11 protein-coding genes are annotated in these 23,540 nt (G+C 73.2%); 6 read left to right on the forward strand and 5 right to left on the reverse strand.

From position 1 onward, the window contains the following. The first annotated feature begins 4 nt into the window (after window positions 1-4). From GA0070610_RS12345 to GA0070610_RS12370, 6 genes are all read left to right on the forward strand, one after another. Window positions 5-1,027, forward strand: coding sequence for an LLM class flavin-dependent oxidoreductase (locus GA0070610_RS12345; RefSeq protein WP_157747132.1), 1,023 nt, complete (start codon window positions 5-7; stop codon window positions 1,025-1,027). Next, a complete protein-coding gene (locus GA0070610_RS12350) occupies window positions 1,024-2,619 on the forward strand; it encodes an MBL fold metallo-hydrolase (RefSeq protein ID WP_089000168.1) in 1,596 nt (531 codons plus the stop codon). Before GA0070610_RS12345 ends, GA0070610_RS12350 begins: the two co-directional genes overlap by 4 nt. Then, window positions 2,616-6,203 (forward strand): CocE/NonD family hydrolase, encoded by a 3,588-nt coding sequence (locus GA0070610_RS12355; RefSeq protein WP_089000169.1) that lies wholly within the window; start codon window positions 2,616-2,618, stop codon window positions 6,201-6,203. The genes GA0070610_RS12350 and GA0070610_RS12355 overlap by 4 nt, the downstream gene beginning before the upstream one ends. Further along, window positions 6,200-7,516 (forward strand): aminotransferase class III-fold pyridoxal phosphate-dependent enzyme, encoded by a 1,317-nt coding sequence (locus GA0070610_RS12360; RefSeq protein ID WP_089000170.1) that lies wholly within the window; start codon window positions 6,200-6,202, stop codon window positions 7,514-7,516. Before GA0070610_RS12355 ends, GA0070610_RS12360 begins: the two co-directional genes overlap by 4 nt. 2 nt (window positions 7,517-7,518) lie before the next feature. Then, window positions 7,519-7,731: an MbtH family protein gene (locus tag GA0070610_RS12365; RefSeq protein WP_392567321.1), complete on the forward strand. Its 213-nt coding sequence runs from the start codon at window positions 7,519-7,521 to the stop codon at window positions 7,729-7,731. 444 nt (window positions 7,732-8,175) lie between these two features. Continuing rightward, window positions 8,176-9,486 carry a condensation domain-containing protein gene (locus GA0070610_RS12370; RefSeq protein WP_157747133.1) on the forward strand — a complete coding sequence of 437 codons (1,311 nt, stop codon included), beginning with the start codon at window positions 8,176-8,178 and terminating at the stop codon, window positions 9,484-9,486. A 38-nt stretch (window positions 9,487-9,524) separates the two neighbouring features. Here the strand turns inward: GA0070610_RS12370 and GA0070610_RS12375 are convergent, their stop codons facing one another. From GA0070610_RS12375 to GA0070610_RS12395, 5 genes are all read right to left on the reverse strand, one after another. Continuing rightward, window positions 9,525-11,804 (reverse strand): condensation domain-containing protein, encoded by a 2,280-nt coding sequence (locus GA0070610_RS12375; protein ID WP_089000173.1) that lies wholly within the window; start codon window positions 11,802-11,804, stop codon window positions 9,525-9,527. Further along, a complete protein-coding gene (locus tag GA0070610_RS12380) occupies window positions 11,801-20,149 on the reverse strand; it encodes a non-ribosomal peptide synthetase (protein WP_157747134.1) in 8,349 nt (2,782 codons plus the stop codon). Before GA0070610_RS12380 ends, GA0070610_RS12375 begins: the two co-directional genes overlap by 4 nt. 181 nt (window positions 20,150-20,330) lie before the next feature. Beyond that, window positions 20,331-20,933 carry a cysteine hydrolase gene (locus tag GA0070610_RS12385; protein ID WP_089000175.1) on the reverse strand — a complete coding sequence of 201 codons (603 nt, stop codon included), beginning with the start codon at window positions 20,931-20,933 and terminating at the stop codon, window positions 20,331-20,333. Between the two features lie 11 nt (window positions 20,934-20,944). Continuing rightward, the gene (locus GA0070610_RS12390) at window positions 20,945-23,029 is read right to left on the reverse strand and encodes an amylo-alpha-1,6-glucosidase (protein WP_089003449.1); all 2,085 of its coding nucleotides are present in this window, start codon (window positions 23,027-23,029) and stop codon (window positions 20,945-20,947) included. After that, window positions 23,022-23,399: an SCP2 sterol-binding domain-containing protein gene (locus tag GA0070610_RS12395; RefSeq protein WP_157747135.1), complete on the reverse strand. Its 378-nt coding sequence runs from the start codon at window positions 23,397-23,399 to the stop codon at window positions 23,022-23,024. The genes GA0070610_RS12390 and GA0070610_RS12395 overlap by 8 nt, the downstream gene beginning before the upstream one ends. Window positions 23,400-23,540: the final 141 nt, after the last annotated feature.

Here is a 23,540-nt window from a genome sequence, read left to right on the forward strand (position 1 = left end):
CCCCGTGCCCGACGTCAGTTTCATCACCGTGGTCCCCCGGGTACGGGACCTCACGCAGTACTCGCAGACGGCGATGTCCGTCATCCGCCGCACCGACGCGGCGGACCTCGACGGGGTGCTCATCTTCACCGGCAGCGGCGCGGTGCTCGACCCCTGGATCCTGGCGACGGCGGCGGCGGCCGGCACCACCCGGCTCAGCCCGCTGGTCGCGGTGAACCCGGTCTACCAGCACCCCTTCACCGCGGCCCGGATGGTCGCCTCGCTCGGCCTGCTCTACCAGCGGCGCATCGACCTCAACCTGATCACCGGCACGGCCGTCAGCGACCTGGACGCGCTCGGCGACCGGCTGGAGCACGACGACCGGTACGCGCGGCTCGCCGAGTACGTCGAGATCATGATGGGGGTGCTGGGCAGCCGTCGACCGTTCAGCTTCGACGGGCGGTTCTACCAGGTGTCGCGGTTGCAGCTCACGCCCGGGCTGCCCGCGCACCTGCTGCCCCGGCTGTTCGTCGCGGGGCAGTCCCCGGCCGCCCGCGAGGTGGCCGCACGGGTGGGCGCCACCAGCATCCAGATGCTGACGGCGGGCCGGTCCGACGCCGACGGCGCGCCGGCCGGCGCGTTGAACTTCGGCCTGCTGACCCGGGCGACGGCGGAGGAGACCGAGCGGGTCGCCGCGGCCCGCTTCCCGGAGGACCCGGACGGCGCCAAGATCACCGCGGTCACCATGGCCAACACCGACTCGGTCTGGAAGCAGCGGCTCTTCGCCGAGGCGGAGGCGGGTCACGGCGCCGTGACCGTCGACCCGGCGTACCGGCTCGCGCCGTTCCGCTCCGGCCAGGCGGACGGGCCGTACCTGGTGGCCGACCACGTCGGTGCCGTCGAGCGGCTGCTGGCCATGATCCGGGCCGGGGTACGCACGTTCGTGCTGGACACCCCCACCGACGACGAAGACTTCCACAACCTCGCAACGGTCGTCCGGATCGTCCGTGACCGACTGCGGGTCGACCCGACCGAGGGAGAACGATGAACCAGCCTTTCGCCAGCCACGACCTCGTCCACGCCCTGCCCAACCTGGCGCTGGAACCGCTGATCCACCGGTACTACGCCTGGCTGAACCTGGTGTCGCCGGTGCCGGCGGCGATGAACTTCGCCAAGCTGCACGTACCGCTGCTGCGCTCGTTCCTCGACGCGCCGGCGCTGCACCGCCGCTCGGCGCGCGACCCGAAGCTGCGCGGCGGCATGTTCGTCGACCTGGAGGACGACCAGCTCGACGGGGTGTCCGACCTGGCGACCCGGCTCGCCGACGGGCCGATGCCGGAGCTGTCGGCGGCGATGGACGAGCTGACGGTCAACCTGGAGAAGCTCGCCGACGGCTTCGACCTGACGCCCCGCTACGGCGAGATCCCGCCGGCCCTGCGCGGCTACGTCGAGCTGGTCTACGACCTCAACGACCACGCCCGGATCCGGCTCGCGGAGCGGATGCTCTACCGTTCGCGGCACTTCGACGAGACCGCCCACTCGGTGGACCTGTCGCTGGCCACCGGCGACGAGCGGCCCTTCGCGATGACCACCCCCCGGTTCCCCGGCAACGGGCACGTGCAGGCCACCATGCCGCTGCGGGACCCCCGCATCGACCTGCTCTTCTCCACCATGACCACGGCCCGGCCCTTCGGCGAGCTGCGGGAGGCGTTCGACGTCTCCGACGCCGACCTGGCCACCTTCAGCGGGCTGTTCTCCGCCGAGCCCGGCGGGAGCCCCGACCGCAACCTGGACGGCCCGGGGCTGCGGGTGCGCTACTTCGGGCACGCCTGCGTGGTGGTCCAGTCCGGCCCGGTCACCGTGATGACCGACCCGTTCCTGTCCGACGCGCTGGGCGACGGCGACCGGTACGCGTACGCCGACCTGCCGGACGTCATCGACTACGTGCTGATCACGCACGGGCACCAGGACCACCTCGAACTGGCCAGCCTGCTGAAGCTGCGGCACCGCATCGGCACGGTGGTCGTGCCGAAGACCGCCGCCGGGGCGTTGCAGGACCCGTCGCTGCGGCTGTGCCTGGAGGCGCTCGGCTTCCCCAACGTGGTCGACGTGGAGCCGGGCGAGACCATCGAGCTGCCCGACGGGCAGATCGTGGTGTGCCCGTTCGTCGGCGAGCACTGCGACCTCGACATCGCCGCGAAGGTCACCTACTCGGTGCGTACCGGGGGGAAGAACCTCTACTTCGGCGCGGACAACCGCTGCGTCGACCCCGCCCTGTTCGGCCACATCCACGACATGATCGGCGACGTCGACCTGGCGTTCCTCGGCATGGAGTGCGACGGCGCCCCGCTGTCCTGGATGTACGGCCCGCTCTTCTCCCGCCGCATCGACCAGAAGATGAGCCGCAGTCGAAAGCTCAACGGCTCCGACGCCGTCGAGGCGATGGGCATCGTGCGGCGGCTGCGGGCCCGGCAGGCGTACGTGTACGCGATGGGCCGCGAGCCCTGGCTGGTGTTCGTCATGGCCACGAACTACACCGACGAGTCGTACCAGCTCAAGCAGATGGCGGAGTTCTTCCAGCGCTGTGCCGACGTCGGGGTGCCGGCGCGGGAACTCTACGGACGGGCCGACCTGGCATGAGCCGCACCTGGACCTGCCACTCCCGGTACGTCGCCACGCGCGACGGGACCCGGCTGGCCGCGTACGTATTCCGGCCGGTCGGCCAGCGCGAGCCCGCGCCGGCCGTCTGGGCCCACGACCGCTACCACCAGGTGTCGCCGCGCCCCGGGCGCGACGACTTCCTGGCGGTGGTGCGGGCCGAACTGGCGGACGTCGACCTCACCGACATCGACGACCTCGGCGTGGCCGAGGTGGCCCCCGGGGAGGTGACGCTGCGGGCCTTCCCGATCGCGCAGCGCCTGCTGGCCCGCGGCTACGTCGTGGTGGTGGTGGACAGCCGCGGCAGCGGCGCTTCGTTCGGCACCAGCGACGGTCCGTTCGGGGCGGCCGAGGCGACCGACACGTACGACGTCACCGAGTGGATCGCCGCCCAGCCCTGGTGCGACGGGCGGGTCGGCATGTTCGGCCGCTCCTACCTGGGGGTGTCGCAGTACCTGGCGGCGAGCACCGCCCCGCCGCACCTGGTGGCGATCTTCCCGCAGATGGCGCTGTTCGACCTGCACCGTTTCGCCTGGGACGGCGGGGTGTTCCGGGACGACTTCGCCCGCGCCTGGGGCGAGGACGTGCGCGAACTCGACCTGCGTGGTCCCGTCGCGCCCCTCGACGACGACCCCGACGGTCGCCTGCTGGCCGCCGCCCGCGAGCAGCACGTGGCGAACCGGGACGTCCGGACGATGTTCGCCGGCCTGCCCGCACGCGAGTCGCGGCTGGCCGACACCGGCGAGGCGGCGTACCTGACCCGCAGCCCGTCGGAGCTGCTGGAGGCGATCAACGCCTCCGGGGTCGCCGTCTACCACCTGGGCGGCTGGCACGACGTCTGGGCGCGCGACGCGACCGAGTGGGCCCGCCGGCTGACCGTGCCGCACCGGGTGGTCATCGGCCCCTGGCCGCACACCGGGGGCGTGCTGGGCGGCGCCGGCTACAACCTGGCCGACGAGCACGTGCGCTGGTTCGACCACTGGCTGCGCGGCAGGGACACCGGGATCATGGACTCCCCGACCGTCCGGTACCACGTGCTGGGCGCCGACGAGTGGCGCACCGCCCGGTCCTGGCCGCCGGATCCGGCGACGACCGGCACCTGGCACCTCGGCCCGGCCGGCGAGCTGGGACCGGAACCCCGGGTCGGCGAGGCCCGCCGGTACGAGGTGGACTACGCCACCACGTCCGGCAAGACCACCCGGTGGGCCAGCGGCTACGGCTCGCCCTTCCAGCGGCCGGACCTGACCGACAACGACACCCGGGCGCTGTGCTGGACCTCGGCGCCGCTGACCGAGGCGGTCGAGCTGGTCGGCGCCCCGCTGCTGCGCCTGGCGGCCCGGGTCTCCGACGGCCCGGCGGACGTCTTCGCCTTCCTCGAGTCGGTCGCCCCCGACGGCACGTCCCTGTACGTGACCGAGGGCTGCGGCCAGCTCGACGGCGACGCCCGCCTGGAGATCGAGCTGCACCCCATCGCCTACCGGTTCGCGGCCGGCGAGCGGATCCGGCTGGCGATCACCGGGGCGGACGCCGACAACGCGCTGACCGTGGTGCGCGACGTCGCGCCGGTGCTGACGGTGCGCCACGACGCCGACGCCGCCCCGACGCTGGAGCTGCCCCGCGTGGTGGCCTCCGGACGCCGGGACGCCGACGACGCGGCCGTCACCGCCCCGCTCTCGGTGGCGCAGCGGGCGATCTGGCTGGCCGAGCAGGCCGGCACGAGCGGGGCGGCGTACCACCTCGCCGCGGCGGTCGAGCTGACCGGGCCGGTGGACACCGACGCGTTGCGCGCGGCGGTCGACGAGATCGTCCGGCGGCACGAGGCGCTGCGGACCACCATCGTCGAGGTCGACGAGGAGCCGGTCCAGCGCATCCACCCGGCGGCGCCGCTGGGCATCGCGCGGCTCGACCTCAGGGACTCCTCCGGCGACGGCTGGGCGGGCGACGAGCGGGTGACGGGCCTGCGGGACCGCCGGTGGGACCTCGCCCGGGAGTGGCCGATCCGGGTCGCGACCGTGCTGCTGCCCGCCGACCGGACGGCGTTGCTGCTGGTGGTGCACCACGTCGCCGCCGACCCGACGGCGGCGGAGATCTTCTTCGCCGAACTGGCCCGGCTCTACCCCTCGTACGCGCTGGGGGAGCCGGTCCGGCTGCCGGACGTGCCGTGCCAGTACGCGGACGTGGCCCGCCGGCAGCAGGCCGAGCTCGCCGGGCCCGGCGCGGCCGACCAGCTGGCCCGGTGGCGGCGTTATCTGAACGGCGCCCCGCAGGTGATCACCCTGCCCACGGACCGGCCCCGACCGCCCGTGCTGGACCACCGGGGCGGGTCGGTGCGCTTCACCATCGACGACGGGCTCGCCGCCCGGCTCGTGGCGGCCGCCGCCGCCGCGCGCACCAGCCCGTTCACCCTGCTGACCGCCGCGTTCGCCCGCACCCTGAACGCGTACGGCGCGGGCGACGACCTGCTGATCGGCACGCCGAGCCTGCAACGCGACGACGAGTCGACCCGCGACCTGATCGGCTGCCTGGTCAACCTGCTGCCGCTGCGGATCCGGGTCGATCGGGACGCCACCGTGGCCCAGTTCCTGCACGACGTACGCGGTGCGGTGCTGACCGCGCTGGAGCTGCGCCGGGTGCCCTTCGACACGCTGGTCGGCGAGCTGCGCCCGCGGCGGGACCCGGCGGTCTCCGCGCTGGTGCAGGTGTCCGTCCGCTTCGGTCGGGCGGTGCCGGAGCGGTTCCGGCTCGGTGCGGTCGAGGCGCTGCGGTTGGAACCGCCGGAGTGGACCTCGGCGAAGTACGACCTGGCGCTGGCCGTGAACCAGGTCGGCGAGGACCGGATGGTGGGCAGCCTCGACTTCCGCCTCGCCCTGTTCGACCGGGCCACCGTCCAGCGGATCCTCGACTCGCTGCTGACGGTGCTCGACCAGCTCGTCTCCGACCAGGAGCGGCCGGTGGGGGAGCTGTCCGCCATGCCCCGCCGGGAGCTGCGGGCCGTGCTCGACGGCTGGAACCCGGCGCGGCTGCCGGACGACCTGGCCGGGCGGGACGACCTGCCGGCGGTGGCCCGCTGCTACGTCCTCGACGACCGTGCGCGGCCCGTGCCGGTCAACACCCCCGGGCGGCTCTGGATCGCCGGGGCGGGCGACGTCGACGACCCGTACGCCGGGACGCCGGGGGCACGGATGCGGGACACCGGGGCCACCGCGCGGTGGAGCACGGCGGGACGGCTGGAACTGGTGCCCGCCGCCACCGGGCAGCCGACCGTTCCGCCGCAGGCCGCCCCGGACACGGCGCAGCCGCCCGCCGCGCCGTCGGGCCCGGCGGGCGACGACGGCCGCTCCGAGGTGCTCGAGCAGCTCGGGCAGATCTGGGCCGCCCTGCTCAAGGTCGACGGCGTCGACCCCGGGGACGACTTCTTCGACCTGGGCGGCGACTCGCTCTTCGCGATCCGCCTGATCAGCCGGATCCGCAAGGCGTACCAGGTGCGGCTGTCCCTTCAGGACGTGTTCGCGGCGCCGACGCTGGGCGAGCAGGTCGACCTGGTCCGCGAACGGCGGGCGTCGTGACCGGGCCGGTCTTCTATCCCTGGTCCGCGCAGGAGGAGGTCGATCCGGTCCGCGTGGCCGGCGGCGCGGGCAGCTGGTTCTGGGACGAGCAGGGCAACCGCTGGCTCGACCTGCACGCCCAGATGGGCAACCTGCACCTGGGCCATCAGCACCCGGCCCTGGTGGCGGCGGTGCGTGAGCAGGCCGGACGGATGTGCACGATCGCGCCGTCGTTCGCCGTCGACGTCCGCGACGAGGCGGCCCGGGCGATCGTCGAGGTCGCCCCGGAGGGCCTGGAGACGGTCCTGTTCACCACCGGCGGTGCGGAGGCCGTGGAGCACGCCGTGCGCATGGCGCGGGTGGTGACGGGGCGGCCGAAGGTGCTGGCCGCCTACCGGTCCTACCACGGGGCCACGGCGGGGGCGCTGGCGCTGACCGGCGATCCCCGCCGCTGGCCGGTCGACACGGCCAGCGGCGGTGCCGTGCACTTCATGGGCCCGTACCCGTACCGCAGCGAGTTCCACGCCGAGAACGCCGCGCAGGAGGGCGAACGGGCGTTGGAGCACCTGCGCCGGCTCGTCGGGTACGAGGGGCCGGAGACGATCGCCGCGATCCTCGTCGAGCCGGTGGTCGGCAGCAACGGCGTGCTGGTGCCGCCGGACGGCTACCTGGCCGGCGTCCGCCGGCTCTGCGACGAGCACGGCATCCTGCTGATCGCCGACGAGGTGATGACCGGCTTCGGGCGGTGCGGCCGCTGGTTCGCCAGCGACCTCTGGGGCGTGGTGCCCGACCTGATGACGTTCGCCAAGGGGGTCAACTCCGGCTACGTGCCGGTCGGTGGGGTGCTGCTGTCCCGCGTGGTGGCCGCCCACTTCGCCCGCCGCCGCTACCCGGGCGGGCTCACCTACTCAGGGCACCCGCTGGCCTGCGCCTCCATCGTGGCGGCGCTGCGGGTGCTGCGCGAGGAGAACCTGGTCGAGCGGGCGGCCGTACTCGGTCGCGACGTGGTGGCCCCGGCGCTGGCCGGGCTGGCCGAGCGCCACCCGGTCGTCGGCGACGTCCGCGGCGTCGGCCTGGCCTGGGCCGTCGAGCTGGTCCGGGACCGCGCGACCCGCGAGCCGCTGGCGCCGTACGCGGCCCCGGGGGCGCTGGCGCCGGAGATGGCCGCCGTCCTGGCGGCGTGCAAGCGGCAGGGCGTCTGGCCGCTGGCGGCGGGCAACCGACTGCACCTGTTCCCTCCGTTGACCATCACGGAGGAGGAGTTGACCGCCGGGATCGCCGGGATCGACCGGGCCCTGACCGAGGTGCCCGGGGTGCGAGGAGGAGAACGATGAGCGTGGAACAGAGCGAGCCGACCGACGTCTGCCGGGTCGTGGTCAACGGCGAGGAGCAGTACTCGGTCTGGCCGGACGGGCGGGAGATTCCGGCGGGCTGGCGGGAGGAGGGCTTCGTCGGGCCGCGCGCCCGGTGCCTGGAGCACATCGACTCGGTGTGGACGGACATGCGCCCGCTGAGCCTGCGCCGGGCGATGGCGGGCGGGACGCGGTAGGGGGCGTCAGGGGTCGGCCGTGCGGGGCGGGTCCGTCCGGTCGGGCCCGCCTTCCGTCCGTGTCCGGTCACTTCCCGCGAGCGGAAAGCGGCGGGCGGTAATTGTGTGCGTGGGCTCCGGTAACGGGAAGAAAAACTTCGGGTTGCGGAGTCGGGATTCAAACATTAGCGTCTATCCACAGTGGACCCCGGCGGTTCCGGATGGGAGTCAAGATGCGTGCTCACTGCTACACGGCAACGACTCTGGTGGACATCGACCTCGTGGTTCGGCCCCGCAAGAGCCGGCTCGCCTGACAGTCAGGAAACGGGAGACCACGGTCTCCGAGGCAATTCTGGTGCGACCCTTCGAAATGCGTCTTCCGGAACGTCGGTAGGCGATCTAGTCAGTTCGCAGATCAGTTGATATATGGTCCGCCGGGGCCATCTAATCTTCCGGGGGATGCGGGTGCGGGACTATTTCGAGACGAGCGAACACCAGGAGTACCTGTGCCGTCTCGACGGCCGGGTCGGTCCCGCGACGCTCATGACCCAGGTGTGCCACCGCCTGGACGGCGACGTCGACGTCGAGGCGTTGCGTCGCGCCGTCGGGCGGCTGGACGAGGCGCATCCGTTGCTGCGCCGGGCGTTCGCCGAGCGGGACGGGTACGTGGTCCTGCGCGACGGTCGCGATCGGGCCGACCTGGAGGTCGTCGAGGTGCCCGACGACCGGGCCGCCGTCGGCTGGTGCCAGGCCGCCCTGCGGCGGCCGGTGGACCTGTGGGCCGGGCCGTGCTGGGCGGTCTCGCTGGCCCGGACCGGCACGGGGAGCTCCTACCTGCTGCTGCGCGCACACATGGCGCTTCTCGACCACCAGTCCCTCGATCTGCTGGTCGACGACCTGGCCGTCCTCTACGGGGCCGAGTTGGGCGCCGGCACGGGCCAGCCACCCGCCGCCGAGTCGATCGACGACGTCCTCGACCGGCTCTTCGAGCTGGGCGAGGAACAGGCGGAGGAGGACCTGGACTGGTGGCTCGACACGTTCGGCCGGCTCGGCCCGGTGGAGACCGGGGCCGACCTGACCGACCCGTTCGACGCGACACCGGACGGGCCGCCCCCGGCCCCCGGTGGCCACCTCGCGCAGGCACACGTCCCCTCCGGCGGGATCGTGCCGGCCGTACGTCGCCTGCGGGTCTCCCCGTTCGCCGCGTACACCGCGGCCCTGCTGGGCGCGCTGGGCGAGCCCGCCGCCACCCGGTCGTTCCGGGTGGCGTTCGTCGTGGACATGCGGTCGTTCCTCGACTGCGAACGCGTCGTCGGCCAACTGAGCCAGGCCGCGGTCCTGCGGGTCGACGTACCGCCGGGGATCGGCTTCGCCGAGCTCAGCCGTCGGGTCGCCCACCAGGCTGCCGAGTCGCTCGGCCACCAGGCCGTCCCCTTCGAACGGGTCGTCGTGGAGCTGAAGCGGCGCGGGGTGCCGGTGCACCTGCTGGCCCCGGTCTCGGTCAACTACTCCCTGCTGCGGGCGATCGACTGGCCTGGCGCCACCGCCACCGCGATCGAGCTGGACAGCACCACGGCCCTGGACGACACCGCCGGTCTGGGCGGCTACTTCGACCAGCTCGACGGCGAGGAGCGGCTACGGGTCAAGCTGTACGCCGCGGCCTCCTCCTACAGCGCCGCACGCACCGACGAACTGCTGGCGCAGACCCTGCGGTGCCTGGAGGCCGGGCTGGCGTCGCCGGATCAGCCCCTCGCGGCCGGCGCCCCCAGCGCCTGACGGCGCCCGCCCGCCTCCGCGCCGCCCGGCGCCACCACTTACCGGTCGTCCAGCGCCCGGGCCAGCCAACCGGCGATCCGTTGCACCGTGGGCCGGCGCAGCAGTGAGTAGTGGTCGCCCTCGTACTCGTGCACGGTGGTCCCGGTGCCCACGTACCGCTCCCAGCGCGGCTGCCAGCGCGGCGACGCGGCGGCCTGCACGACGGTCAGCGGCAGCTCCGCACCCTCGGGCCGGTACCCCGCGACGGCCGTCACGTGCCGGGCGAAGGTCTCCACCCGCCGGCGCACCTCGCGCACCGGCAGCGCCACCGGGGTCACCCCGGCGTCCACCAGCCACCGGCGCAGCAGCATCGTCTGTTCCTCGACCGGCAGCGCGGCGAGCGTCGCCGCCGTCGGCGCGGGATGGTCCCGGCCGAGCGACGCGGCGAGGTCCGCGGCGAACCTGGCCGCCGTCGCACCGGCGTCGGTCCCCTCGGCGGCCGGGCGCGCCTGCCCGGGCGCGGTGTCCACGACCACCAGCAGGTCGACGCGGTGCCCGGCCCGCACGAGCCGGCGGGACATCTCGTACGCGAGCAGGCCGCCCATCGACCAGCCGAACAGCCGGTACGGGCCGGCCGGCCAGCGGGCGACGACCTGGGCCAGGTACGCCTCGGCTAGCGCGTCGACCGAGTCCGCGGTGGCGTCGGCGCCCGACTCGATGCCGACCAGGTGGTGCGCGGGCAGCAGCCGCGCGAGTTCGGCGTACGCGCCGACGGTGCCGCTGACCGGGTGCGGCAGGATCAGCGGCGGACGCTCGACCGGCCCCCCGAGGTGCACCAGCGTGCCGGACGCCGCGCCCGCCCGGGTACGCGCCGCCGGCTTCGCGGTCGGCGCGTCCGGGATCGGCGCCGGGCGCCGCACGGGCAGCGCGTCGACGGTGACCTCCGGGTCGGCGGCGACCGCGCCCAGCAGCGCCACGAAGTCCTCGGCGACGCCGGCCAGCTCCGCCGGGTCGAACAGCTCGTCACGCCACGTCCAAGCCGCCACGAGCCCGCCCGAGTCGTCGGTCAGGACGTCGAGCTGCACGTCGAACTTCGCGGTGCCGGTGTGCACGTCGATCCAGGCGGTGCCCAGGCCGGCGAGGCGGGGCGGGGGCGCGGGCCGACCCTCGACGCTGAACGCGAACTGCGAGAACGGCATCCGGCCCGGCACCCGCGCCGGACGCACCTCGTCCACGATCCGCTCGAACGGCACCCCCATGTGGGCGTACGCCCCGAGGGTCAGCTCCCGGACCCGGTCGACGACCTCGAAGAAGGTCGGATTCCCCGCCAGATCGGCGCGCAGCACCACGGTGTTGACGAAGTACCCGATGCGGCTCTCGTCGGCCTCGCTCGTGCGGCCCGCCGTCGGCGACAGCACGGCGACGTCGCTGCTGCCGGTGCGCGCGGACAGCAGCACCAGGTACGCCGCCAGCAGCGTCATGAACGGGGTGGCCCGCCGGGACCGACCCAGCCGGGTCAGGGCGGTCGTCACCCCGCGGTCCAGCGGGACGTCGAGGCGCCCCCCGGAGGCCAACGCCCCGGGCACCCGGTCGCGTACGCCGGGCAGGTCCAGGTCGGGCAGGCCGGCCAACCGCTCCCGCCAGTACGCCAGCGCGGCATCCGGGTCCGCGTCGTCGGCGAGGTCGTCCGCGTCGTCGGGATCGTCGTCGGACGCCGGCGGATCGAGGTCCGGCACCGCCCCCGCCCGCAGTGCGTCGTACGCCGTGGCGAAATGCTCCCAGAAGACCGAGCGGGACCAGCCGTCGAAGACGATGTGGTGCACGGTGACCGCGAGCAGGTGCTCATCGGCCCCGCAGCGGATCACCACCGCCCGCAGCAGCGGCCCGTCGGCGAGGTCGAACAGCTCGTCGTGGGCCCGCCGCAGCTCCTCGCGTACCCGCTCCTCGCGGGTCGCGGCGTCCACCGTGCCCAGGTCGACGACCGGTACGGGCACCGGGGCGCGGGGGCCGATCCGCACGACCACCTCGTCGTCGACCATCGCGAAGGTGGCCCGCAGCAGGTCGTGCCGGTCGGTGACGGCGGCGAGCGCGCCGCGCAGGGCCGGCAGGTCCAGCTCGCCCGTCATCCGCACCACCGTCAGGATGTGGTACGCGGTGCTGGTCGGCTCCAGCTGTTGCAGGAACCAGAGCTGGCGCTGGGCGACGGTGGCGGGACCGGTCGGCGTGGTGCCCAGCCGCTCGCGAAGCAGCCGTACCAGCAGCCGCCGGTGTTCCTCCTCGGGCCAGCCGGGTGCCGGCCGCAGCAGCGCGGCCACCGGGTCGGACGACGGGCCGCTCATCGCGGTGCTCCTGTCTGGTCGTACGGCTGCTCGGGCCGGGTGGCGGCGGCCAGCGCCCGGCGGGCCTGGTCCTCGGTGAGCTCGGCGACGGCCTCGCGCAGGCCGGCCACGGTGTCCACCCAACCGGGCCGGCGCTCGACGCGGCGCAGCTCGCCGGCCAGCCCCGCGATCGTCGGGTCGCGGAACAGCGCCGCGACCGGCAGGTCGACCTCGAACACGGCGCCGGCCTGCGCCGTGACCTGGGTGGCCAGCAGGGAGTGACCGCCGACGGCGAAGAAGTCGTCGTCGACCCCGAGACCCGCGACCGGGACGCCCAGCACCGTCGCCCAGATCCCGGCGAGCTGCCGCTCCAGGTCGTCGCGCGGCGCCTCGCCCCGGCTGGTGGTGTCGGGGGTGGGTAGGGCGTTGCGGTCGATCTTGCCGTTGCGGGTGAGGGGGAGGTGGGGTAGGGCGAGGATGGCGTGGGGTACGAGGTGGCGGGGCAGGGTGTGGTGGAGGGTGTCGCGGAGGTGGTTGGTGTCGATGTTGGTGCCGGTGACGTAGGCGATGAGGTGGCGGCCGGTGGGTAGTGCGCGGGTGGTGACGAAGGCGGCTTCGATGTGGGGTTGTGCGCGGAGGGTGGCTTCGATTTCGCCGGGTTCGATGCGGTAGCCGTTGATGGCGATTTGTTCGTCGGTGCGGCCGAGGAATTCGAGGGTGCCGTCGGTGCGGAGGCGGCAGAGGTCGCCGGTGCGGTAGAGGCGGCTGCCGGGTGTGGTGGCGTGGGGGTCGGGCAGGAACCGCTCCGCCGTCTGCCCGGGGCGGCCGAGGTACCCCCGGGCGAGCCCGTCGCCGGCGATGCAGAGTTCGCCGGGCGCGCCGGGCGGGACCAGGCGCAGATCGGGGTCGAGCAGGAGGACGCGGACGCCGTCGATCGGGCCGCCGAGATCCGGGCGGTGGGTCCCGTCGGGGCGCACCGCGCCGGCGGTGGCGACGACCGTCGCCTCCGTCGGGCCGTAGTGGTTGACCAGGGCGTAGGGGGTGCGCGCGGAGGGCCGGGTGGTGAGGGCGTCGCCACCCGTGAGCAGCGTCCGCAGGCGGGTGGTGGGCGGCGTGGGCAGCCGCAGGATGGCTTCGGCGATCGGGGTGGGCACGAAGGCCACGCTGAGACCCTGCCGGTGCATCCAGTCGTGCAGCGCGGCGGGGTCGAGGCGGTCGGCGGGGTCGGCGACGTGCAGGGTGGCGCCGCTGACCAGCGCCGGCCAGATCTCCCACACCGCCGCGTCGAAGCCAAGGCTGGCGATCTGACCGTGGTGCTCGCCGGGCCCGCTGGGATAGGCGTCGAGATGCCAGCGTACGAGGTTCGCCAGCGCGTGGTGGGCGACCATGACGCCCTTGGGGGTGCCGGTGGACCCGGAGGTGTGGATGACGTACGCCAACTGCTGCGGATGGATGTCGACCCGGGGCGCCGACGGCGCGGGGGAGTCGGGCCGCTGCGGGGCGAGGGTGACGACGCCGGGGGGTGTGTCGGTGTCGTGGGGGTGGTCGGTGATGAGGACGGTGACGGCGGAGTTGGTGATGAGGTGGTGTCGGCGTGCGGGTGGTGCGGTGGGGTCGATGGGGAGGTAGGCGGCGCCGGTCTTGAGGACGGCGAGCATGGCGGTGATGGCGGGGGTGCCGGGTGGGAGGCTGACGGCGACGGGGTGGTCGGGTCGGGCGCCGTGTCGCAGGAGTTGGTGGGCGAGGTGGTTGGACCACTCGTCGAGTTCGCGGTAGGTGATCGCGCCCGTCCTGTCGACCACCGCGAGCGCGTCGGGCTGCCGCCGGGCCCTCTCCGTCACCAGTAGCGGCACGCAGCCGGGATCGCCGTCGGACCGTCCGGCCGTGCCCTCCGGCTCGGTGGCCTCGACGTCCGTACGGTCCGCGACGTCGCGGCCGGCCTCGGCCGGCCGCGACGCGCCACCCGGGCCCGTCCTGCGCCGACGTCCGGTGGACGCCGTCGCGAGCCGCCGGCGCTGCTCCTCGGTGACCGCTTCCACCGTGGACAGCCGCTGATCGGGATCGGCCAGCACGGCGGCGACCAGGGCGCGGTAGCTGTCGGCCAGGTCGGCCATGGTGCCGGGCTCGTACAGGTCCCGGGCGTAGCTGAAGTACACGCTGACGGCGTCGGTCCCCACCTCCGCGTGGACGGTGAGGTCGAACTTCGCCGTGCCCGGCTCGGCCGCCACCGGTCGCATCGTCGCGGTGCCCAGCGACACGGGTCCGTCGGCGACGCCCGTCACGTTCCCGCCGGTGAAGACGGTTTGGATGAGGGGTGGGGTGTGGGGGTCGCGGGTGGGTCGGGTGTGTTCGACGAGTTTGTCGAAGGGGATGTCTTGGTGGGTGACGGCGTGCATGAGGACGGTGCGGGAGTGGTGCAGGAATTGGCGGAATGTGTGGTGGGGGTTGATGTCGACGGCGAGGGGGAGGGTGTTGACGAAGAAGCCGATGAGTTTTTCGGCGTCGGGGTCGGTGCGGCCGGTGAGGGGGGTGCCGATGACGATGGGGTTTTGGTTGGTGTAGCGGTGGATGAGGAGTTGGAATGCGGCGAGGAGGATGCCGAAGGGGGTGGAGCCGGTTTGGGTGGCGAGGGTGGTGAGGGTGGTGGTGGTGTCGGGGGGTAGTTGGCTGTGGTGGATGGTGGTGGGGCCGGGTGTGGTGTCGGGTCGGGGTCGGTCGGTGGGTGGGTGGCAGACGGGTGGGGCGTCGCGTAGGCGTGTGGCGAGTTGGTGGAGGTGGTGTTGGGCGTTGGTGGTGTTCCAGTGGTGGTGTTGGCGTTGGGCGATGTCGGCGTATTGGGTGTTGAGGGGTGGTAGTGAGGGTGGGCGACCGTGGGTGAGGTCGGTGTAGAGGTGGTTGAGTTCGGTGTGGAAGAGGCCGACGGACCAGCCGTCGAGGACGATGTGGTGCCAGGTGAGGCAGAGCACGTGGGCGGTGTCGGTGAGTTGGAGGATGTGGCTGCGTAGTAACGGGCCGGTGGCGAGGTCGAACGGTGTGTCGAGCTCGGCGCGCAGGACGTCGCGGACGTGGTGGTCGTGGTGGTGGGGATCGATGTGGGTGAGGTCGTGGCGGGTGCTGTGGTGGGTGGTGGGGGGTTGGGCGATTTGCAGGGGGACGCCGTTGTGTTCGGTGAAGGTGGTGCGCAGGACTTCGTGTCGGTGGATGATTTCGCCGATGGCGGTGTCGAGGTGGTCGAGGTCGAGTTCGCCGTCGATGTGCCAGGCGGTTTGGGTGTTGTAGGCGGTGGATTTCGGGTCGAGGGTGTGCAGGAACCACAGGCGTTGCTGCGCGAACGACAACACCCGACCCGGTGCCGGAGGCCCACCGTCGCGCGGGACCGGATCCGGATCCGCTGCGGTGCGGACGTCCTCCTCCCGGGCCGGCGCCGAGGCCAACTCGGCCCGCAGGCGTTCGGCCATCGCGGCCACGGTCTGCGCCTCGAACACGATCGCCGCCGAGACCGGCACGTCGAACCGCTGGCGTAGCCGGGCCGCAATCAGGGTGGCCTGCATGGAGTGCCCGCCGAAGGCGAAGAAGCCGTCGTCGCGGCCCGGCGTCCGGCCGAGCACGTCGGCCCACACCTGCGCCACCCGCCGCTCCAGGTCGTCGCGCGGCGCCTCGCCCCGGCTGGTGGTGTCGGGGGTGGGTAGGGCGTTGCGGTCGATCTTGCCGTTGCGGGTGAGGGGGAGGTGGGGTAGGGCGAGGATGGCGTGGGGTACGAGGTGGCGGGGCAGGGTGTGGTGGAGGGTGTCGCGGAGGTGGTTGGTGTCGATGTTGGTGCCGGTGACGTAGGCGATGAGGTGGCGGCCGGTGGGTAGTGCGCGGGTGGTGACGAAGGCGGCTTCGATGTGGGGTTGTGCGCGGAGGGTGGCTTCGATTTCGCCGGGTTCGATGCGGTAGCCGTTGATGGCGATTTGTTCGTCGGTGCGGCCGAGGAATTCGAGGGTGCCGTCGGTGCGGAGGCGGCAGAGGTCGCCGGTGCGGTAGAGGCGGCTGCCGGGTGTGGTGGCGTGGGGGTCGGGCAGGAACCGCTCCGCCGTCTGCCCGGGCTTGTTCAGGTAGCCGCGGCTGACCACGTCACCGGCGACGTAGACCTCGCCGGGTGCCCCGGGCGGGACGAGTTGCAGGTCGGCGTCCAGCAGGTAGATGCGGGCGCCGGCGATGGGGGTGCCGAGGTCGGGCCGGTGGACGCCGTCGGGACCCACGGGGCCGACGGTGACGGCGACGGTGGTCTCCGTGGGCCCGTAGATGTTGAACAGGGTGTACGGCGCCTGCACGGACGGCCGGGTGGTGAGCGCGTCCCCGCCGGTGAAGATCTTGTGCAGCCGGCTGGTCGACGGGGCGGGCAGCCGCAGGACGGCCTCCGCGATCGGGGTCGGCAGGAACGTCGTCGTGACGCCCTCCCGGACGAGCCAGTCGTGCAGCGCGGCGGGGTCGAGGCGGTCGGCGGGGTCGGCGACGTGCAGGGTGGCGCCGCTGACCAGCGCCGGCCAGATCTCCCAGATCGCCGCGTCGAAGCCGAGGCTCGCCACCTGGCCGTGGCGCTGGCCGGGGCCCGTCGGGTGGGTGTGCAGATGCCAGTGCACCAGGTTGGTCAGCGCCCGGTGGGGCACCATGACGCCCTTGGGCGTCCCCGTGGACCCGGAGGTGTGGATGACGTACGCCACCTGCTCCGGGTGGATGTCCATCGCAGGCGGGGCGATCGCGCCCGCGACCGGTGCCGAGCCCGGGGCGAGGGTGACGACGCCGGGGGGTGTGTCGGTGTCGTGGGGGTGGTCGGTGATGAGGATGGTGACGGCGGAGTTGGTGATGAGGTGGTGTCGGCGTGCGGGTGGTGCGGTGGGGTCGATGGGGAGGTAGGCGGCGCCGGTCTTGAGGACGGCGAGCATGGCGGTGATGGCGGGGGTGCCGGGTGGGAGGCTGACGGCGACGGGGTGGTCGGGTCGGGCGCCGTGTCGCAGGAGTTGGTGGGCGAGGTGGTTGGACCACTCGTCGAGTTCGCGGTAGGTGATCGCGCCCGCCCCGTCGACCACCGCCGTCACGTCCGGATGCCGCGCCGCCGCCTCGGCCACCAGCCGCGGCACGCATCCCTCGTCGCCGGGCGGGACCGCGACCGGAGCGGCGATCAGCGCGGCGAGCCGCTCGCGCTGCGCGTCCGTGACCGCGACCACGGTGGACAGGGGCCGGTCCGGATCGGCCAGCACGGCGGCGACCAGGGCGCGGTAGCTGTCGGCCAGCTCTGCCATCGTGGCGGGCTCGTACAGGTCGCAGGCGTAGTCGAAGAGCACCCGGACCACGTCCGGCTCCACCTGCACCTGGACGGTCAGGTCGAACTTCGCGACCCCTTCGTCGATCGGCAGCGGCCGCATCGTGGCGGTGTGCAGCGGCACCGGATCGTTGCCGTCCATGGTGGTGAAGACGGTTTGGATGAGGGGTGGGGTGTGGGGGTCGCGGGTGGGTCGGGTGTGTTCGACGAGTTTGTCGAAGGGGATGTCTTGGTGGGTGACGGCGTGCATGAGGACGGTGCGGGAGTGGTGCAGGAATTGGCGGAATGTGTGGTGGGGGTTGATGTCGACGGCGAGGGGGAGGGTGTTGACGAAGAAGCCGATGAGTTTTTCGGCGTCGGGGTCGGTGCGGCCGGTGAGGGGGGTGCCGATGACGATGGGGTTTTGGTTGGTGTAGCGGTGGATGAGGAGTTGGAATGCGGCGAGGAGGATGCCGAAGGGGGTGGAGCCGGTTTGGGTGGCGAGGGTGGTGAGGGTGGTGGTGGTGTCGGGGGGTAGTTGGCTGTGGTGGATGGTGGTGGGGCCGGGTGTGGTGTCGGGTCGGGGTCGGTCGGTGGGTGGGTGGCAGACGGGTGGGGCGTCGCGTAGGCGTGTGGCGAGTTGGTGGAGGTGGTGTTGGGCGTTGGTGGTGTTCCAGTGGTGGTGTTGGCGTTGGGCGATGTCGGCGTATTGGGTGTTGAGGGGTGGTAGTGAGGGTGGGCGACCGTGGGTGAGGTCGGTGTAGAGGTGGTTGAGTTCGGTGTGGAAGAGGCCGACGGACCAGCCGTCGAGGACGATGTGGTGCCAGGTGAGGCAGAGCACGTGGGCGGTGTCGGTGAGTTGGAGGATGTGGCTGCGTAGTAACGGGCCGGTGGCGAGGTCGAACGGTGTGTCGAGCTCGGCGCGCAGGACGTCGCGGACGTGGTGGTCGTGGTGGTGGGGATCGATGTGGGTGAGGTCGTGGCGGGTGCTGTGGTGGGTGGTGGGGGGTTGGGCGATTTGCAGGGGGACGCCGTTGTGTTCGGTGAAGGTGGTGCGCAGGACTTCGTGTCGGTGGATGATTTCGCCGATGGCGGTGTCGAGGTGGTCGAGGTCGAGTTCGCCGTCGATGTGCCAGGCGGTTTGGGTGTTGTAGGCGGTGGATTTCGGGTCGAGGGTGTGCAGGAACCACAGGCGTTGCTGCGCGAACGACAACACCCGACCCGGTGCCGGAGGCCCACCGTCGCGCGGGACCGGATCCGGATCCGCTGCGGTGCGGACGTCCTCCTCCCGGGCCGGCGCCGAGGCCAACTCGGCCCGCAGGCGTTCGGCCATCGCGGCCACGGTCTGCGCCTCGAACACGATCGCCGCCGAGACCGGCAGGCCGAACCGCTCGCGTAGCCGGACGGCGACCATCGTGGCCCGCAGCGAGTGCCCGCCCAGGGCGAAGAAGTTGTCGTCCCGGTTCGGCGACTGGCCGAGCACGTCGGCCCACACCTGTGCCACCCGCCGCTCCAGGTCGTCGCGCGGCGCCTCGCCGACCCGCTCCGCCGGTGCGGGCAGCGCGGCCCGGTCCAGCTTGCCGTGCGGCGTGAGCGGCAGGGCGGCGAGCCGGACCCACGCGGCGGGCACCATCGTGGCCGGCAGGGACCGGGCCGCGTGCTCGGCCAGCGCCGCGTCGTCCGGGCCGGCCTCGGGCACGACGTACCCGACCAGCCGAGGGCCGGCCGTGCCCTGGTGCAGCCCGACGGCGGCGGCCCGCACGTCCGGGTGGCGCAGCAGCACGCTCTCGATCTCGCCCAGCTCGATGCGGTGACCGTGCAACTTCACCTGGTCGTCGACCCGGCCGGCGAAGTGGTAGGTGCCGTCCGGGAGCTGACGCGCCAGGTCACCGGTGCGGTAGAGGCGGCTGCCGGGCGGCCCGTATGGGTCGGGCGGGAAACGCTCGGCGGTCAGGGCGGGACGGTCGTGGTATCCGCGGGCCACGCCCGGCCCGCCGATGAACACCTCGCCGAGGCTGCCGGCCGGCACCGGGCGTAGGTCGTCGGCGAGCAGCCGGATCACGGCACCCGCGGCCGGCAGCCCGAGCGACGGCGGGCCGTCGCCCTCGACCGCCACCTCCCCGGCCATCGCCAGCACGGTGGCCTCGGTGGGCCCGTACAGGTTGACGGTGGTGAACGTGTGCTCGGGCCGGGGACGCGCCAGCAGCTGCTGACCCCCCGAGCCGAGGATGCGCAGCGCCCAGTCGGGCGGCGTCGGCCGGGTCAGCACCGCCTCGGCGAGCGGGGTGGGCAGGGTCGCCGAGGTGATCGCGTGCGCGGCGAGCCAGTCCACCAGCCGGTCGGGATCGACCCGGGTCTCCTCGTCGGGCAGCCAGAGGCTGGCGCCGGCCACCAGCGGCGCCCAGATGTCCCACACCGACGCGTCGAAGCCGGGCGAGAAGAGGTGCAGGCAGCGGTCGTCGGGACCGAGCCGCTCCGCGTCGGCCCGCCACCCGGCCAGCCCGCGCAGCGAGCCGTGCTCCACCATGACCCCCTTCGGCAGGCCGGTGGAGCCGGAGGTGTAGATCACGTAGGCGAGGTCGCCCGGCCCGACCGGCACGGCGGGCGGGCCGTCGGGGTACGCGGCGAGCGTGGCCCGGTCGTCGTCGAGCAGGACGACCGGGGTTCCGGGGACCACCAGGTCGGGCCGGACCAGCGACCGGACGGTGACGAGCACCCGCGCCCGGGAGTCGGTGAGCATGTGCCGGACCCGCTGCGGGGGATAGCCGGCGTCGATGGGCAGGTACGCCGCGCCGGCGGTGAGCGCCGCCAGTACGCTGACGATCCCGTCGACCCCGCGCGGCAGCAGGACGGCGACCAGGTCGCCGCGGCGTACCCCCGTGGCCCGCAGGTGGTGGGCCAGCCGGTTGCTGCGGGCGCGCAGCTCCCCGTAGGTGACCAGGGCGTCGTCCGTGCCCAGCGCCGGCGCATCGTCGGGATGCCGGGCGATCACCTCATGGACGAGGTCCGCGTGGCGTGGCGCGACCTCGGCGGACGACCGGGCGGGGACGGGGTTCGCTGACCAACCGCTTTCCTTGATCATGATGCGCGGATGCTGCCAGCGCGGCACGCGCGTCGTCAATGGAAACGGGCCGGGCTAGGGGCTCTCCGCGCCATTGTTGGGGCCGGTCAGGCCTCTCGCGGGAGCTGGTTCGGACGGGACCCGGCCGGACCCGCCCCGCGGCGGGCCTGACCGCCGGCAGCCGCCTCGACGGCCCGGCGGCTCACCTCGACAGGCGGTCGACGACGTCGGCGGCGGTGACCACCTCGCCGAGCTGACCCAACGTCTCCAGGCTCGCCCGGTGGGTCTCGTCGGTCGCGGCGGTGCAGGCGTCGGCGACGACCACCGGCCGGTAGCCGTGGTTGACGGCCTCGAACACGGTGCCGGTGACGGAGAGGTTGGTGGCGACGCCGGTGAACAGGAGGGTGTCCACGCCCCGGCGGCGCAGCACCGTGTCGAGTTCGGTGCCGAAGAAGCCGGTGAGGCGGACGTGGGTGATGACGACGTCGCCGGCCTCCGGCGTGAGTTCGTCGATGATCCGGGCCTTCGGCGCGCCTTCGAGGAACGCCTGCCGCTCCCGGACCATCGCGAAGCTGGGCGTGTTGGGGATGAGGTCCGGGTAGCCGGGCCGGTGGGCGACCCGCGTGTAGACGACGAGCCCGCCGCTGGCCCGTACGGCCGTGGCGACCTGCGCCGCGTACGAGGCCACGCGGTGCCGGGTGACCTGCTCGGCGAAGAACGGGCCGAACACGCCGTCGGGGCTGACGACCTCGTGCTGCCAGTGGACGCCGACGACGGCCGTCCGCATCGGGTCGAGTTCTCCCATCGTCCCTCCCGTCACGGGGCGGAGAGCTGCTGCGGCGCCGGCTGGTAGCCCCGTCCGCCCGCGCCGGCCGGCCCTCTGCCGTACGCGTCGAGGCGCCCCCACCGCCCGGGAATGTCGAGCAGCGCCACGAAGTCGAGACTAGCGGGCAGAGCGGGCCTGATCACAAGGTCTTCGCCGACCGGGTTGAGTCCGAGCATCGTGCGCAGCAGCAGCAGGGTGGCGCCGGCGGACCACGCCTGCGGGCTGCACGCGGTCGGGTAGTTGACCGGGTACTTGGTCTCGTCGCGGCGGTAGCCGGCGAAAGCCTCGGGCAGGCGGCCGTCGTAGAAGACCGCCGCGTCGAGGATCCCGGCGGCGATCCGGGCCGCCTCGTCGGCGTACCCGTAGCGGCGCAGCCCCCAGGCGATGAACGAGTTGTCGAACGGCCAGATCGTCCCGACGTGGTAGCCGATCGGGTTGTAGCGGCCCGAGCCCTCGGCGAGGGTACGCACCCCCCAGCCGCTGAACAGCGCGGGCGACATCAGGTGGCGCACCAGGGCGGCGGCCTTCGGCTCGTCGACGATGCCGCTCCACAGCAGGTGGCCGATGTTGGACGACAGGGCGTCGACCTGGCGGCCGTCGCCGTCGAGCGCGAGGGCCATGTACTCGCCGTCGGCGACCCAGAAGTCGTGGTTGAACCGCCGCTTGAGGTCGGCGGCCTCCCGCTCCAGCCGGTCCGCGTACGCCGGGTCGTTCCAGACGGCCCGGGCGAGCCGGGCGGTGCGCATCTTCGCGTCGTACGCGTACCCCTGCAACTCGCAGGTCGCCCTGGGGAAGCCGGGCAGCCGCCCGTCGCGGTACGAGATGCCGTCCCAGGAGTCCTTCCAGCACTGGTTCTCCAGGCCGTTGCGGGTGTTGCGCCGCTGGTAGGAGATGTAGCCGTTGCCCGTCAGGTCGGCGTAGTGGTCGATCCAGTCGATCGCCGCCCGCGCCTGCTGTTCGACCGAGCGGACGAGCCCGACGTCGCCGGTCCAGCGCTCGTACTCGTCGAGCAGCACCAGGAACAGGGGAGTGGCGTCGGCGCTGCCGAAGTACGGGGTGTGCGGCGTCTCCTCGAACACGCTCATCTCCCCGTACCGCATCTCGTGCAGGATCCGGCCGGGCTCCTCCTCCCGGAAGTCGTCGACCCGGCTGCCCTGCCGGAACGCGAGAACCTGAAGCGTGGTGGCCGCGAGGTCGGGCGCGAACGGCAGGGCCTGGAGGCTGGTGAGGATGCTGTCCCGGCCGAACAGGCTCATGAACCAGGGCAGGCCGGCCGCCGGCACGCTGCGGTCCTCGGCGAGGAAGGGGCTGAACCGCAGCGCGGCCAGGTCGATGAGGCTGCGCCGGTACGCGCCGCGCAGTGGCTCCCAGCCGGACTCCAGCCGGGGCGCCTCGGCCAGCCAGTCCTTGAGCCGGCGCTCCTTGTCCTGGCTGCGCGTCGTCCGCGCGGGGATGGTGAGCCGCTCGAGTCCTCGCGGCATCGGCAGGTCCGGCTCGGCGGTCAGGCGGGTACACCACCGGCTGTGCGGTTCGAGGTGGACCCTGAGCGTCAGCCCGTCGTCGTCCAGCTCCGCCGGCGTCGCCGCGGAGACGATCGTCTCCCGCCGGAAGCGGTCGCGCTGGTAGCCGAGCACGAGGCAGCCGTCGTCGACGCGCCGGTAGTGCCGGCCCTTCTTCCGCGCCGTCGCGTCCTTGACCTCGAAGACGTCGGCGAAGTCGGCGTCCACCTCGACCCGGACGATCAGGTCGACCGGCCGGTCCTCGTGGTTGGTGATGCTCAGCTCCTCGTGCAGGCCGGAGTCGAGCGTGTGTATCCGACGCACCGACAGCGTGCTGTTGACGTAGACGTCCTGGCGGCCCGGAACCAGGTAGAACCGGTTCTCGAAGTAGTGGATGTCGTCGATCGCCAGGGTGCTCAACCGCTCCCCGTCGATCGTCAGCACCCACTTCGACAGCAGGCGCGTGTCGTGGGCGAACAGCCCGAGCGGGGTGTCCGGTGACGGGACGATGTCGCCGGCGCCGTCGCAGACCATGAAGGTCGTGCCGTCCAGGATGCCGACCTGCTCGTCATCCATGGCCACCTACCCGGCGTCGCGTGTCGTCCGAGGCGGGCGGCGGCGGGAACAGCTTCCGGACGGTCGCGAAGAGCCGAGGGCTGCCCGCCACGGCCGCCTCGCCGCGCAGCACGGTCGTCAGGAAGTAGGCCTCTCCGCTGGCGATCCGGTCGAAGACCTCGCGGTCCGCCTCGACGACCGCGTCCCCGCCGGTGGCCGTCGCCTCCTCGGAGACCCTGATGTCGCCCTTCTCGATGGAGACCAGCCAGTGGTCGGTCCGGCCGTCACGGCTGATGTCGAAGCGCACGCTGCCCTCGTCGATCACCCTCAGCCGGCGGTCGTGCCCACGGCGCGAGAGGCCGTGGAAGAAATCCCGGGTGGCATCAGTCATCGCGACCCCTCCTCACCGGCCACGATTCCCCGGAAACGCCGCTACCGCCTCACCCGGAGAAGGTGAACTTCGCCGAAGCGGCCCCACCGGTCCGCGCTCGCCGCCGGCCGGCCCCGCACCGCCCCGCCGTGGCGCGTGGGG

This window comes from Micromonospora echinofusca, assembly GCF_900091445.1.
Taxonomy (GTDB): domain Bacteria; phylum Actinomycetota; class Actinomycetes; order Mycobacteriales; family Micromonosporaceae; genus Micromonospora; species Micromonospora echinofusca.